The sequence below is a fragment of the Gordonia sp. HS-NH1 genome (assembly GCF_001418765.1).
GTDB lineage: Bacteria > Actinomycetota > Actinomycetes > Mycobacteriales > Mycobacteriaceae > Gordonia.
In genome coordinates this window covers 21422-34919 of record NZ_LIYC01000018.1, presented here as the reverse complement: position 1 = coordinate 34919, position 13498 = coordinate 21422, and the positions used below count along the sequence as shown (strand labels likewise).

The following is a 13498-nucleotide window of genomic DNA, read 5'->3' as shown; positions in this document are numbered from 1 at the left end:
GGCCGGCTGGGTCGCCTCAGCCCTGCCGGTCCCGAAACCGGTACATCGCGCGGATGTCTCGCGTGATGGCCTTGTCCCTCTTGTTTCGCTTACTCGACCGACGGGCATCGCCCCGAGCCGCCGACCACTCGCTTTCGCGTAGCAGTTTGCGGTAGCGCTCCAATCGACCGGCATCGAGCCGGCCTTCTCGAATTGCCTCCTGCACCGCGCATCTGGGCTCGCTGCGGTGCTCGCAGTCGCGGAATCCGCAGTCGCGGGACAACTCTTCGATCTCGGCGAAGGTCCGGCCGGCCGCGTCCGCAACATCCTGCACCCCGATCCCGCGCAGACCGGGGGTGTCGATGAGCACCTTGCTCCCCGGGAGAGGCAGCAGCTCACGGTGCGCCGTGGTGTGCCTGCCCTTGCCGTCGACCGAGCGAATCTGCCTGGCCGCCATGTGCTCTCGTCCAAGCAGCGCGTTGGCCAGGCTCGACTTGCCGGCACCGGAAGAACCCAGGAGAACGGCGGTACCGGTGATGGCCGAGGCGAGCAGATCGATACCGACGCCGCTGACCGTGCTCGTCGTCACGATCTCGGCGCCCGGGGCGACCGCGGTGACCGCGGCTTCGCCGGCGAGGGTGTCGTCGACCAGGTCGGACTTGGTCAGCGCGATGACCGGTCGAGTGCCGGCGTCGTAGGCCAGCGTCAGCAGGCGCTCGATCCGGCCGACGTTCACCCGGTGCGCCACCGACACCGCGATGATCACCGTGTCGACGTTGGCGGCGAGCACCTGCCGTTCCGAAGTCCGGTCCGAGCTCGCGCGCGCGATCGCCGTCCGCCGCGGCAGGACGCCCACGACCTGGGCCCGCTCATCGTCACGGCGCAGCACGACCCAGTCACCGGTGCACACGGCCAGTTCGCGGTCGCCGATGTGGTGGGAGCTGCGGACGGCCCGGACCGGACCCGCTGCTGTCAGGGTGTCGCACCCGCCGCGATCCACTCGCACGACGCGAGCAGGCACATCATCGTCGGCAGCGTGATCGGCGAACAGAGTCGAGAAATGCTCGTCCCAGCCGATGCTGGTGAGCTCGATAGGGGAGGACGAATGATCTGGAGAATTCACTGTGGAGACCTTCGGGATGAGCCCGCGACCCCGGAAGTTCCCCAGTGCTGCGACAGAGTCGCCTGTGAGGGAACAGATTACGAGGGTCGGAGACGGGCTGGAGAATTGGGGATGGCTCGGATGCTGCTGTCGACGACAGCGATCTCGACGGCAACCATCGACACACCTCCAGGTCTCGAGCTGTCCATTGTCGGACAGCGCGGCTGACGCTAGCACCGTCCGACGAGGGCCGCCACTGTTTTTCTCGATCCGTATGACGATGAGCCCGGATTCCGGGTTCGACGTCATACAAGTTCTCGCAACAACCGGGGCCTTCGAACTATCGCAGCCCCAACTCCACACCCCGAGCGAGGATTTCGCGACGCGAGGTCATGCCCAGCTTGGACAGCACCGCCGACACGTGATGGTCCGCGGTCTTCGACGAGATGTACAACCGCCGGGCGATCTCCGTGTTCGACAACCCCTCTGCCACCAGACGCGCGACCTCCAGTTGCCGGTTCGTCAGGCCACCGGGGTTCACGCGGGTTGTCGAACGGGGGCGCTGGGGGACTGTGTCGCAGCCGCGTTCGCGCAACATCGCTCGCGCGCGATCTGCGGTACCCACCGCGCCGAGACCGTCGAGCATCGTCACACCGCGTCCGGGATCGTCGGAGTCGATCCAGCACAACGCCGCCGAGAACGGGTCGCCGGCGTCCGTCCACCACCGGGCGGCGTCGGCGTGCCGGCCGTCGATGGACAACTGATACGGCTCCGCGATCGGACCGGTCTGGGTCGACATGCCCAGTCGGGACCGCCAGACGGCGACGCTTCCCGATGCCCACTCGGTTCCGTCGTCGTCGAGAGTGTCCGCCGCGACGACCCGCGCATCCTCGGCACCGGTCATCCAGCTGATCTCCGCGAGAGCGGCCAGGACCGCGAGTCGCCGGAGAGGTTCGTCGATCTGACCGGCCAGGGTCCACGCTTTCTCGATCTCGTGGACATCGAACGGAGCGCCACACCGGAGCGGCACCAGCGCCGTGACCAGGCGCGGCCACAACGTGGCGATCGGCATCCCGTCGGCTTCGATGACAGCTCCGGCGTCCTCGAGGGCACCGTTCCAGTGGCCACGCGTCAGCTGCAGTCGGCTCCGCACCGCGGTCTGCCAGTGCCGACAGATCTGGATGTCGCGCTCGACCGTGAACGGGAGACCGGCGTCGAGGATCCGGTCGGCCGCACGGTACCTGCCCTGTTCGACGTCGAGGCTGGCCACCTGCGAATAGACGGTCGAGGCGAGTTCGTCGAAACCGAGTGTGCGAGCGGCTTCCATGTGCGCGAGAAGCCTGGTCCGCGAATGTTCTTCGCCGCTGGACAGGGCGGCCGAATCCGAGACGACCTGATTCCACAGGCGCAGTTCGTCGTCGGTTGCGGAGGTGGTGTCGGCCAACAGGGTCGCGGTCCCCGACACGTCGCCCCGCATGAACGCCAGAAAGGCGCGCTGGATCTGGGCCTGGCTGTACACCGTGGTCGCCCCGGTGCCGTACGCGATCTCTGCCGCACGGGTCAGGTGTGACTCGGCGCGTTGCCGGTGCGCACTGTAGTACTCATAGACACCGACGGCGACATGAGCTGTCGCCACACCGGTGTCGTCGCCCAGTTCCGTCCACAGCGGGAACGTCTCGTTGACAGTGGCTATCGCATCGCGGAGTCGGCTGACCATGTACTGCTCGTTGGCCAGCGCCAGCAGCAACTCCGCACGCTCACGCGCCGAAGCGTTGCGCTGGTGCCGCTTCGCGATTTCGTAGTACGCCACGGCTTCCGTGTGCGCGCCGCCGCGGATGGCGTCCTCGGCCGCCGCGACGGCATATCGGATGGCGCGGCCCGAGTCTCGGGCGGCAACCGCGTGATGGGTCAACACGGACGGGTGCACGGTGCCCAACTGCTCGAGCGCCTCCAGCAGCTGTGCATGCAGGTGCGCGACCCCACCCGGTGGGATGGTGGATTCGATTGCCCGGCGCGCCAACTCATGTCGAAAGACGATGCCATCGGATCGCCACTCCAGGAGTCCGGTGTCGGCGAGACGCTGGAGCGTGGGGTAGTCGATCCCCAGGACGGGCAACGCGGTGTCGGCGACGCGTTCCGGGGACGCCGCTATCAGCTGGAGTGCTTCGAAGTCTGTCGCGCTGACCTTCGTCGTCCGCGCCAGCACGGCGTCACGCACCGACGAGGGGATCGGCAGGTCTGGTTCGCGGGAGACCTCGGTCGCGAAGTACGGATCGCCGCCGGTCGCGGCGTGCACCAGCGTGGGATCGAGACCCGTACCCTCGACCAACTCGGCGATCGCCGCGACGCTGAGCGGCGGCAATTCGATGCGGCACACGTCCTCGGCGAGGAGCGCACGCGCCGATGCCTGCGGTTCGAGGTCTCGATGTGTCAGGAGCAGGACCAAGGGCATCGACTCGATACGACGGCACAGGAACCGCAGCACATCGGTCGACGCCGCGTCGACCCAGTGCAGATCTTCCACCACCAGCAGTGACGGTTCGGCACCGAGATGGGCGAAGGTTGCTTCGCAGACCTCTGCCAGCGTCATCGGCTCGAGGCCGATACCGAGATCTTTGACGGGTCCGAGGGGGCGCGGGGTGTCGAGCGGATCGCAAGCCACTCGGAGAACCCGCACATCGCGGGCGGTCGCACACACCTGGGTGACCAGCGCCGTCTTGCCCGCGCCGCTCTCGCCGGCGACCGAGAATGCCGAGCCGGTCGGAAACCGGGCAAATGCCGCCCTGATCTGCGACAACTGCTCGGCTCTCTCCAACAAACGCACCGTCCGAGTGTAGGCCGCGGAACGGTCGAATAGGTGGGTCTACCCATTCATGGACAGGACGCTCGACGAAAGATGGGAGGTCCTCACCGATGTCGCCCCTACGCCCGGTGACCGACTGTTGTCAGTGCGCCGGTACCGAATCGGTCACCGACGTCAAGTCGTCCCACACACAGAATGGACAATCCAATGACGACATCCATCACCCCGGACCTCGTCTCGTTGCGCGACAAGCAGCAGAAGGTCTGGAGCAGCGGCGATTACAACCGTATCGCCGCGCTGACCGTGCCGGTCAACGAAGCAACCGTGACCGCGGCGTCGGTCATTCCCGGTGACCGGGTCCTCGACGTCGCGACCGGAACCGGTCACTCCGCACTCGCCGCGGCTCGGCAGGGCGGCGACGTCACCGCGATCGACTATGTGCCGGCGCTTCTCGACATCGCCCGCAGCCGTGCCGACGCAGAGCATCTCGACGTCGAGTTCGTCGAAGCCCCGGCGGAGGTCTTGCCGTTCGGCAACGCGGTATTCGACACCGGCATCTCGACGATCGGCATCATGTTCGCCGCCGATCACGAACTGGCCGCGCGTGAACTGACCCGCGTCGTCCGACCGGGAGGGAGGATCGTGGTCACCAGCTGGACTGCGGACGGCTTCGTCGGCGGAATGCTCGCCACCGTCGGCCGCCACGTGACCCCGCCTCCCGGCGCACGTCCCGCCACTCGATGGGGCGATCAGGACTACGTCGCGTCGTTGTTCGGTGATCGCGTGCAATCGGTCGGTTCGCACACCGAGGCGCTGACCGTTCGATTCGTGGACGCGGCCGCGTTCGCGGACCTGTTCCTGGGCTACTACGGCCCGACGTTCGCCGCCGCGTCGAAACTCGACGAGGACGGCAGTCAGGCACTGCGAGCCGACCTGATCACGCTCGCCGAGTCCCACCAGCAGCCGGTGCCCGGCGGGATCTCGATCGACTGGAAGTACCGGGTGGTCGAGGCGGTGCGGTCGTGAACGCTCCTCGCAGACGCAGCACGGTCATCACGCGCCTCGGTGCGGTGACAGCGATCGCCGCAGCCGTCGGTGTGGCGGCACCTCTCGTGACGACTGCATCGGCAGCACCCGCCCGCACCCCGGGCGCGACGCTGACGATCGTCGATCAGAACATCACCGGCGCCGGCAAGAACCGCATCATCATCCAGGGTCTGTACCCGATGACCCGGGCGGACGCAGTCGGATTCGTCACGCACATCAACGATCGGGGCTGCGGTGGCATGCACTACATCGTGCTGGGAGACGACGGGAAGGAGCAGTACCTCTACGATCGCAACTTCCCGGGCACATCAGTGGGTACCGACGGATTCTTGCGGGCGTCCGACCGTGGACTCGAATACCTCCGCCAGTTCGTGGTTCCCAGTTCGGTTCTCGACGAGGACCGGGACGGCGCCGACGAGGTGTTCGTCCGGGTCCGGTTCACCGACGGCGACTGCCGCGCGCGAGTCCAGACCACCAACGTGGTGGCCGGCAGGTTCTGAGCCGACCTCGCCCACCCGGGCACATCCGGGTGGGCGAGTGTCGATTCAACCGGCTTCGGCGGGGTCGACGTCGGTGTCGATACGCATGGCGGCCACCAGTTCCCGATAGAGCTCGTCGGTGGCGAGCAGGCTCCGATGGTTGCCGACCGCACGCACCCGTCCGGCTTCGAGGACCACGATCTGGTCGGCGTCCATGATGGTGGAGAGCCGATGGGCGATGGTGACGACTGCTCCGCGGGCCGCTTGTCGTCGGATGCCGTCGGCCACCGACGCCTCGGTGAGCCCGTCGAGTTGGGCGGTCACCTCGTCGAGAAGGAGGAGTTCGGGGTCGACGACCAGTGCTCGGGCGAGTGCGATTCGTTGCCGTTCCCCGCCGGACAGCGTGGATGCGGTGACATCGGTCAGGAGACCATCGGGCATGGAGCGGACCCGGTCATCCATCCGCACGGCCGCCAGGGCACGCCACACGTCGTCGTCAGAGGCCTCGGGTGCCGCGTAGACCAGATTGTCGCGCACCGTCCCTGGAACGAGCGGGGTGTCCTGTTCGACGTAGGCGATACGGGCGCGCAAGTCGTTGAGTGTCCACTGGTCCAGCGGCCGGCCGTCGAGCAGGATCTCTCCCCGATCGGGCCGTAGGAACTTCAGGAAGAGGGAGAAGATGGTCGTCTTCCCGGCGCCCGACGGTCCGACGATGGCGGTATGCCCGCGGCGCGGAATCACCAGATCGATGCCGTTGAGCGCGGCTGGGGCGTCGGGCGCGTAGCGGTACACCACGTCGTGGAGTTCGAGCGCGGCGGCGGTCCGGTCGACGTGCGCCGGTGAGGATCCGATCACCGCATCGTCAGATTCCGTTCGGAGGTCGGAGATCTCGGAGATTCGCGCGGCGGCGGCCAGCCCCGACTGCAGCGCAGTGACACTCATGGTCAGCAGCGAGACCGGCATCATCAGCTGAAATGCGTAGAGCAGGAAAGCGATCAGGGTGCTGACGCTCATCGAACCGTCCGCGACACGCCAGGCGCCGAACGCCAGGACGATCATCACCGCCAGATTGATTCCGCCGCCGGTGATCGTCCACGCCCAGGCCTCGATGCGGACGGCCCGGATACCCTTGCTCGCCGAGCGGTGCGCGAATTCGCCGATCCGGGCGGATTCTCGCGCCTCGGCGCGACTTGCCTTGACCGTGCGGATCGAGCGGAGGACGCCCTCCAATCGGCCACCGAGGAAACCGATCTCGGCTTGCGCGTCTTGCTGCGCCTTGGCCAGTCCGGGCATCAGCACTGCTGCGGCGGCACCGACCATGATGACGACGGCCATCGTGGTCGCGAACAGCGGGAGGTCCAGAACCGCCATGAGAACGAGCGCCCCGACCATCCCGACCGAGCCGTTGACACCGTTGACGATGCTCGATGTCGTCGCTTCACGGATCAGCAGGGTGTCGGAGGTGACGCGCGCTACCATCTCGCCGCTCGGTCTCCGGCCGAGTTCGGGGATCTCGACACGTAGGAGGTGACCGATCAGGCCGGTCCGGGTGGCCAGGATGATGCGTTCGGCCAGTGTGCCCAGCATGATCGTCTGGATCAGACTGATCACCGATCCGGCGACGAGCAGAACGGCCAGGACGGTGATCGGCGCCGCCAGCGATTCCGAGACCGCCAGCCCGTCGAGTACCCACTTGGTGACCAGGGGGGTTGCGAGTTCGGCTGCGGTAGCGAGCAATCCGAGGAAGACACCCAGCGCGAGGAGCCCGCGGTTCGGGCGCATGTACGACCAGAGGATCGCCAGTTTGGCGCGCTTCGGCATGTCCGGGGTCTGCCCGGGATCGGCAGTGGATATCGAAGTCGTCATCGGACAAGCCCTCCGGAGTGGTACATACGAGTTCTAGATTGACACAGGCCCTCGGCGACATCGCCGTGCGTGCCGACGTCAGCCGCAGCACCCTGCACCGCCATTTCCCCGACCGCCAGTCCCTAGTCGACACGGCTCTCGTCGAGGCGAGCACCATTCTCGTGGTTGGTCGGGGCCCACCGGCTGTTCGCGGCGGCGCCGCCGCCAGGGGGCCGGCGATGAGTTTCGTCAGGTGGTGTGGTCAGACTTCGCACACACACGATCGGATGAAGAATGAGCAACGTCAACGTATGGGCGTGCGTAGTCGCGGTCGTCGCTGCATTCGTGGCGAGCGCCCTGTACTACAGCGTTCTGGGCGCACCGGCTACGGCCCAGGTTCACCGGCCGACCTGGGCGACGCCGGTCGTCGAACTGGCCCGAAACGCTGTGCTCGTGGTGCTCGTCGCCGGCCTGGTCGCGCAGCTCGATCCGGATTTCACCGGCGCACTGTTGCTCGCTGCGGGGCTGTTCCTCATTCCGCTCGTGCTGCTCGCCGGCGCGGTGTTTCACGAGGGAGCTGCGATATCAACAGCAGCAGTACACCTGGGGGACTGGGCCCTGAAGCTGCTCATTCTCGTCCTGATCGTGTCGCTGTGGCGGTGAGAACACAACGGTCCTGGCGCGCGAAATGTCAGGCAGGCTCCAGGGCCCGCTTGGCCTTTTCCAATGCGGCCAGCGTACGCAGCACCGAATCGCGCTTGGCGGTCAAGTCGGACACCTTCGCCTTGCCGCTCAGGCCGGGGTCAGCCTGCGCGACGGCCAGCCGTTCCTCGATCTCTGTCAGCTGCCCCAGCAACGACTGGGCGCGGCTCATGAGTTCCTCGCGGTCGGGTCGGGAGACATCCGCCGGCCGGGCGTTTCCGGACACGGCGTTCTTGGCCTTGGGGGCTGTCGTGTGTCCGCCTGTCCTTGTGGTGGTGGATGCGGATCGTGCGATGCCGCGCTGCCCGGACCGGGCGCGCAGCGGGGGCTGTGTGCGGGTCCGGTTCAGCACTGCCCAGGCTTCACGAGCCGCCACCCGGTGTTCGCGTTCTTCGTCGTCATCGGACGTCAATGACGCGCCCAAGGGTCGTAGACCATAGAAGCCGACGAACTCACGGGCCGCCGCGATGATCTGTTCTGCCCCTCGGCAGCGCCCGCACCGCGGTTCGCCGCGGAGTTCTGCGATGTCGTCGCTGGATGAGCACCACACGCAGGCGCGGGCAGTGGAGTCGGTCACGATGGCATCGGTAGCGGCGAGATTCACGGGTGAATACACTACGGGACAATGTCTTTCATCCTGCGACCGGGCTCCGTCCCGCAGCTTGGTGCCTGGATTTGCACTGGTCGTTGCCGCGTCGGATCACGTCCCTCTCCCGCCGGATGGCGGGCGCGCATCACGATCGTCACGATCTGACGCCGGCAGAAGTCACAGTGCTGTTGGAATCATTCCGTCGAGACACCCGTTGGTGCCACCATGCGAGCTATCACCTACGACCGCTTCGGCGGTCCTGATGTCCTGCAACTGACCGACCTCCCCACGCCCAAGGTCGGCCCCGACTCCGTGCTGGTCCGCGTCCGGGCCTCGAGTGTCAATCCGGTGGACTGGAAGGTCCGCGAGGGGTACCTCGCCGAGATCATGGACACCGTTTTCCCAGTGGTCCCGGGCTGGGATGTCGCGGGTGTGGTTGAACAGGTCGGCCTGGACACGCCTGAGTTCAAGGTCGGGGACGAGGTGTTCGGTTATGTCCGGAAAGACGTCGTCGGAGGGGAAGTGGCGGGCGGAACCTTCGCCGAGCTGGTCGCCGCACCGGTGCGCACTCTCGCCCACAAACCGTCGAGCTGGTCGTTCGAGGAGGCTGCCGCTGTTCCCCTCGCCGGCCTCACGGCGTATCAGACCATTCGCCGGGCGGGAGTCCAGGCAGACCACACAGTGTTGGTCCATGCCGCCGCGGGCGGCGTCGGATCCTTCGCGGTCCAGGTCGCTCGCGCTCTCGGCGCACGAGTGATCGGCACCGCCTCAGAATCCAATCACGACTATCTCCGGACCCTCGGGGCCGAGCCCACCACATACGGGGAGGGTCTGGCCGACCGGGTACGCGCACTCGCACCCGGCGGCGTCGACGTCGTGCTCGACTACGTCGGTGGCGACGCACTCGACTCGGTGCCAGATGTGCTGAGGGACGGCGGGACGGTCGCCTCGATCACCGACGCACGCGCACGAGACGACTTCGGCGGTCACTACGTGTGGGTGCGGCCCGACTCCGGCGACCTCGCGGCGCTGGCCCGCCTCGGCGACGCCGGCGACCTCAATCCGGAGATCGCCGAGGTGTTCGACCTGGCCGACGCCGCCGGTGCCCACGAGAGCAGCCAGTCCGGTCACGTGCGGGGCAAGATCGTGGTCCGCGTTGCCGGCGAATGACAGCGCGGGCTCTAGTCAGGCTGGTGGGCAAACCCGGTTGACAACTGCGGGTGACCACCGATCAAGGCATCTCCATCGTCTGGGCGCGACGGATCTCCTCCACAGCCCGGGTCAAGTACGCTGCCGGGTCGACCTCGGCACGCGCGGCGAGGTCGGCGATGACCACCAGTGCAGCGGCGGTGGTCTCGGTGTCCAACGGGCCGGCGGACGACAGCGCATGGGAGTCAGCGGTGTCGCCGACTCCCAACGCGCCGGTCAGCACCAGCGCCAGAGCTGCGGGACTGACTGCGGGATTCCATGATGCGACAGCCCGGCTCGTGTTGGTCATCACCTCGGACACATCCTCGCCGGTGAGCCCATCTGGGAAGGCGGTCTCGAGTAGTTCCCGCAGCATCAGCGCATGCACCTCACGCGACTCGGGGTGCAACGCAAGCAGGTCGGTGGTGGCATCGAACGCCTCGGAGTCGTAGGCGCGTGCAGCACGGATCGCCCGGCCGGTGGTCTGCGCGACCATGTCTGCTATCGACGACCGGTCGAAGCGTGACTCGTTGTGAGACATAGGAACCACTCTCCCTCATGTGTCCGGCAGCCACCAACCCAGAAATCCACGCCGAAGATCAACCCCGGTGGCACTCCACAAGGCGTCGGCCACACTTGGAGTTCTCCACACCGGGGTCCGACCTCCGTTCACGAGCCGGTTCCCCTGTCAGTATTCCGCACATGGGAATTCGCTACTACGCCTACCCGTTGCAGCCGAGTGATGTGGACGCGGCTCGACGGAATCCGTATCCGTTCCTCTCGGCTGACCCGCTCATGGATGCATGGGGACCGGAGGAAGACCGCCCCCGGATGCTGTATCTCGACAAGGCGTGGCGAGAGCTCCAACACATTTTCGCTGTGACTGACGGCCGGCTACAGCCGCGCATCTCCTTGGAGCTCGTCAAAGGAAACGTGACCCCGGTGGGGCAATACGGTGCTCACGTCGGGTTCGTTCACGTGTTACCTCCCGACGTGGTCGAAGAGGTTGCGAAAGACATTGTCATGGTCGAGCCGATCACGAAGACCGACATCATCGAGGCAGTGCCGTACTCGAGCGCCGACTATGCCAATGCGTTTCTCCGCCGGGCACAAGACTTCATGGTCGCCCTCGCTGACGACGGTCTGGGACTGGTCTACACAATTCGATGACGTGCAGATTGCGGGGCCTCCTCGGACCCCTACAGAATCCGCCCTCCTCGATCCGCTCGTCATCCTGTCGGCGGGGTAAAGGATGGCGGATTCGCCACCGACATTTACCCGAACGTTCTGATGAACATCATTCAAGCTGCAGCGGGGCGGCGTCGGATCGCGTCGCCCGTTCTCAGACGACCGGGAGTGTCGCCAAAGCGAGGTCGGAGCCACGGGGTCCGACCGCGCAGAGACCCACCGGTGGTCCACCAACAGGGAGTGGATTGCTCACCGCGGGACGACCGGTGATTCCGGCAAGGCATGTGAGCTGGAACGTGCGTGCTCGAGTGTCCTCGATGACCGAGCCGCCAAGCGCGGCACTCGCGCGGGTGGGAGCGGTCGACGACGCAGACGGCAGCAGCAGGATCGTCTCACCGAGCGCGCTGTTGATCCGGTTGCGCGCTGTGGAAAGTGTCCGGTCGGCTGCGGCCAGGTCGGATGCGGTGACCTTCGAGGCAGTCTCGAACCTCGATCGGACGTCGGGGTTGAGCGAATCCCAGTGCCGCGACACCCATTCACCGTGAGCCCGCCATGCCTCCCACCCTTGCCGGGTCTGAAATGCCTTGACCCACAGAGGCAGCACAGCCGTATCGAACCGGATCGCGCGCAGCGGCATCTGGCTGCCCAACCGCTTGATCCCGGCTCGCACGGCGGCGGCCACGTCGGGACTCGCGAGGTCGATGATGTCGTCGGAGTAGGTGATCGGGAAGTCGACGCGTGAGGGGAGTCCTGGCATGAGCACGCTCGTGGTCGCGACCAGGTCGGCCCGCGAACGGGTCATCCACCCCACGGTGTCGAACGATGGCGCGAGGGGCAGGAGACCGTCACGGGACACCGCACCGTGGGTCGTGCGGATTCCATACAGACCCTGGTACGACGACGGGATTCGGATCGATCCGCCGGTGTCGGTGCCCAACCCGATGGTCGCCTGGCCGAGCGCGACCGCACTCGCCGAACCCGACGAGGAGCCGCCCGGAATGCGGTTCGACGCTTTCGGATTGGGCGGAGTTCCGTAGTGGCCGTTGGTACCGGCCAAACTGTATGCGTACTCGTCTGTGCGACTGATGCCTGCGACAGACGCACCCGCCGCCAGTAGCGCTGCCACCGAGCGCGCCGTCGTCCTCGAGGGCTGTGATTCTCGCAACCATTGCTCGTTGCCCGCACCGACCCGGTGTCCCTTGATCGTGTAGAGATCCTTCACCGCAACGGACTTGCCCTGCAGGATCCCGACGCCGGTCGGGCGTACCAATGGTTCGCCGTATTCACGCCACACGGTCGGGTCGACGCGGGGCGAGCGGGTTCCCGGAAGCGGTGACGCAGAGCCGGTCTGGGCCGTCACGAGACCCACCGCTCCCGCCACGGAAGCGCCGGCAAATCCGAGGAACCCTCGCCTCGTCAAATCCTGCATCAGTTCGATCCCCTTGTCCCAACGGCGTTGTCATGTGAGGGGCGTCGCCCGCAATGATGCAGGCGTGCGCTGTGTACCCTCGAGTCGTAGGAATGTTAGGCCATCTAAGGGCTGTCGGCGACCGGAGCACCGAGAGGTTCGGGCGGCGGGGCGACGATCACCCGCGACCCGATCGGCCGCAGCGAGCTGAGTGCCCCGGGGGAAGACCTCGACAACCGGTTCGCTAGCGGGGGAGCTGGGCCCGGCGGTTGTCCGCGCGGAAACGACTGGGTGTCGTGCCGTACGCCTCGCGGAACCGGCGTGCGAAGTGGGTGGGGTCGACGAAGCCGTGCCGGTGAGCGAGAGCGGCTATCGAGAGGTTGGGCTCGGACACCAAAGCGGCGCAGGCAGACTCAACACGCCGACGGGTGATGTAGGACGAGACCGTCGTGTTGTCGGCGGGCCAGATCTTGTACAACTGCCGCACCGAGATGTGGTGCGCCGCTGCGATCGTGGCCGGCGACATGGACGAGTCGCGGATGTTGTCATCGATGTACTTCTCGATCACAGCCACGAGATTGCTCTCTGAGGGGGAACCTCCCGTCGCTGCTGCATTCAGAAGCAGCGAGCGGATCAGGGCCACCGTGGGCACATTTAGTTCGGGCAGTAGTGCCGGTGCCGTGCGAGCCAGCCGCCAGGCAGCGCCGGAGATCGCCTCCAGCGTGGCCTCGGTTGCGCAGCTCCTGGTCCTCAACAGCGTTGACTCGCACCACGATGCGTGCATCCCGCCCGCCCGGGTGGTTGCGGCGCCGACGCCGGCCGAACGCGCGATGAGCGTTGTCTGGCTCTGCCATCTCGCGTTCCCTTCTCCTGCATCGTTCCCGGCCTGGCCGGTCAGCCCAGCGCAGCGACCCCACCAGTGGGGACTACCGCACAGACCCGAGTCTGTGCCCCTCACCGTACCGACGACAGGGACGGTGAGCAAGGTTTAGGGCACCTAAACGATAGCTTGCTCCCGCGACACGGGTGCTTTTAAGTGCGAGCGCGCGTGCGCGCGGGGCTACCGAGTCCACGCGCAGCGTGGTCGTTCTCCGCCGCGGAGACGGCGGCCCACCGTTCGCCGGCTGGTGGCGAAACGTCGGCTGGGGACAGCGGTGGCCTAGGGGCC

Annotated in this window: 12 protein-coding genes; 5 read left to right on the top strand and 7 right to left on the bottom strand. The window is 66.8% G+C overall.

The window, feature by feature from the left end; translation table 11 throughout:
* Window positions 1–16: 16 nt before the first annotated feature.
* Both rsgA and AMD30_RS13820 read right to left on the bottom strand, forming a co-directional pair.
* A complete protein-coding gene (rsgA, locus tag AMD30_RS13825) occupies window positions 17–1102 on the bottom strand; it encodes a ribosome small subunit-dependent GTPase A (protein WP_010842539.1) in 1086 nt (361 codons plus the stop codon).
* 319 nt (window positions 1103–1421) lie between these two features.
* Window positions 1422–3905, bottom strand: a complete 2484-nt coding sequence (locus AMD30_RS13820; protein WP_231632722.1) for an ATP-binding protein — start codon at window positions 3903–3905, stop codon at window positions 1422–1424.
* A gap of 186 nt (window positions 3906–4091) precedes the next feature.
* Here AMD30_RS13820 and AMD30_RS13815 point away from each other — a divergent pair, with 186 nt between their 5' ends.
* Both AMD30_RS13815 and AMD30_RS13810 read left to right on the top strand, forming a co-directional pair.
* Window positions 4092–4910 (top strand): class I SAM-dependent methyltransferase, encoded by an 819-nt coding sequence (locus tag AMD30_RS13815; protein ID WP_055476000.1) that lies wholly within the window; start codon window positions 4092–4094, stop codon window positions 4908–4910.
* Window positions 4907–5431 carry a hypothetical protein gene (locus tag AMD30_RS13810; RefSeq protein WP_044506721.1) on the top strand — a complete coding sequence of 175 codons (525 nt, stop codon included), beginning with the start codon at window positions 4907–4909 and terminating at the stop codon, window positions 5429–5431. The genes AMD30_RS13815 and AMD30_RS13810 overlap by 4 nt, the downstream gene beginning before the upstream one ends.
* Window positions 5432–5476: 45 nt before the next feature.
* Here the strand turns inward: AMD30_RS13810 and AMD30_RS13805 are convergent, their stop codons facing one another.
* On the bottom strand, window positions 5477–7276 hold the full coding sequence (locus tag AMD30_RS13805; RefSeq protein WP_055475999.1) for an ABC transporter ATP-binding protein: 1800 nt from the start codon (window positions 7274–7276) through the stop codon (window positions 5477–5479).
* A 273-nt stretch (window positions 7277–7549) separates the two neighbouring features.
* Between AMD30_RS13805 and AMD30_RS13800 the strand changes: the two genes are divergently transcribed.
* Window positions 7550–7918: a DUF1761 family protein gene (locus AMD30_RS13800; RefSeq protein WP_055475998.1), complete on the top strand. Its 369-nt coding sequence runs from the start codon at window positions 7550–7552 to the stop codon at window positions 7916–7918.
* A 28-nt stretch (window positions 7919–7946) separates the two neighbouring features.
* On the opposite strand, the gene AMD30_RS13795 is transcribed toward AMD30_RS13800, so the two are convergent.
* On the bottom strand, window positions 7947–8534 hold the full coding sequence (locus AMD30_RS13795; protein WP_193748584.1) for a hypothetical protein: 588 nt from the start codon (window positions 8532–8534) through the stop codon (window positions 7947–7949).
* Between the two features lie 237 nt (window positions 8535–8771).
* Between AMD30_RS13795 and AMD30_RS13790 the strand changes: the two genes are divergently transcribed.
* Entirely contained in the window at window positions 8772–9716 is a 945-nt protein-coding gene (locus AMD30_RS13790; RefSeq protein ID WP_055475996.1) for an NADP-dependent oxidoreductase, read from the top strand.
* A 61-nt stretch (window positions 9717–9777) separates the two neighbouring features.
* Here AMD30_RS13790 and AMD30_RS13785 read toward each other — a convergent pair whose 3' ends face one another.
* Window positions 9778–10275, bottom strand: a complete 498-nt coding sequence (locus AMD30_RS13785) for a hypothetical protein (RefSeq protein WP_055475995.1) — start codon at window positions 10273–10275, stop codon at window positions 9778–9780.
* A gap of 161 nt (window positions 10276–10436) precedes the next feature.
* Here AMD30_RS13785 and AMD30_RS13780 point away from each other — a divergent pair, with 161 nt between their 5' ends.
* Window positions 10437–10904 (top strand): hypothetical protein, encoded by a 468-nt coding sequence (locus tag AMD30_RS13780; protein WP_055475994.1) that lies wholly within the window; start codon window positions 10437–10439, stop codon window positions 10902–10904.
* A gap of 172 nt (window positions 10905–11076) precedes the next feature.
* Here AMD30_RS13780 and AMD30_RS13775 read toward each other — a convergent pair whose 3' ends face one another.
* Window positions 11077–12282, bottom strand: a complete 1206-nt coding sequence (locus AMD30_RS13775) for an amidase family protein (RefSeq protein WP_231632721.1) — start codon at window positions 12280–12282, stop codon at window positions 11077–11079.
* Window positions 12283–12574: 292 nt separating this feature from the next.
* Window positions 12575–12904 carry a helix-turn-helix domain-containing protein gene (locus tag AMD30_RS13770; RefSeq protein WP_231632720.1) on the bottom strand — a complete coding sequence of 110 codons (330 nt, stop codon included), beginning with the start codon at window positions 12902–12904 and terminating at the stop codon, window positions 12575–12577.
* Window positions 12905–13498 lie beyond the last annotated feature (594 nt).

Bases quoted from the DNA above. Each gene is read 5' to 3' on its own strand.
- AMD30_RS13815 (WP_055476000.1), top strand. From the start codon at position 4,092: ATGACGACATCCATCACCCCGGACCTCGTCTCGTTGCGCGACAAGCAG.
- AMD30_RS13805 (WP_055475999.1), bottom strand. From the start codon at position 7,276: ATGACGACTTCGATATCCACTGCCGATCCCGGGCAGACCCCGGACATG.
- AMD30_RS13800 (WP_055475998.1), top strand. From the start codon at position 7,550: ATGAGCAACGTCAACGTATGGGCGTGCGTAGTCGCGGTCGTCGCTGCA.
- AMD30_RS13790 (WP_055475996.1), top strand. From the start codon at position 8,772: ATGCGAGCTATCACCTACGACCGCTTCGGCGGTCCTGATGTCCTGCAA.
- AMD30_RS13785 (WP_055475995.1), bottom strand. From the start codon at position 10,275: ATGTCTCACAACGAGTCACGCTTCGACCGGTCGTCGATAGCAGACATG.
- AMD30_RS13780 (WP_055475994.1), top strand. From the start codon at position 10,437: ATGGGAATTCGCTACTACGCCTACCCGTTGCAGCCGAGTGATGTGGAC.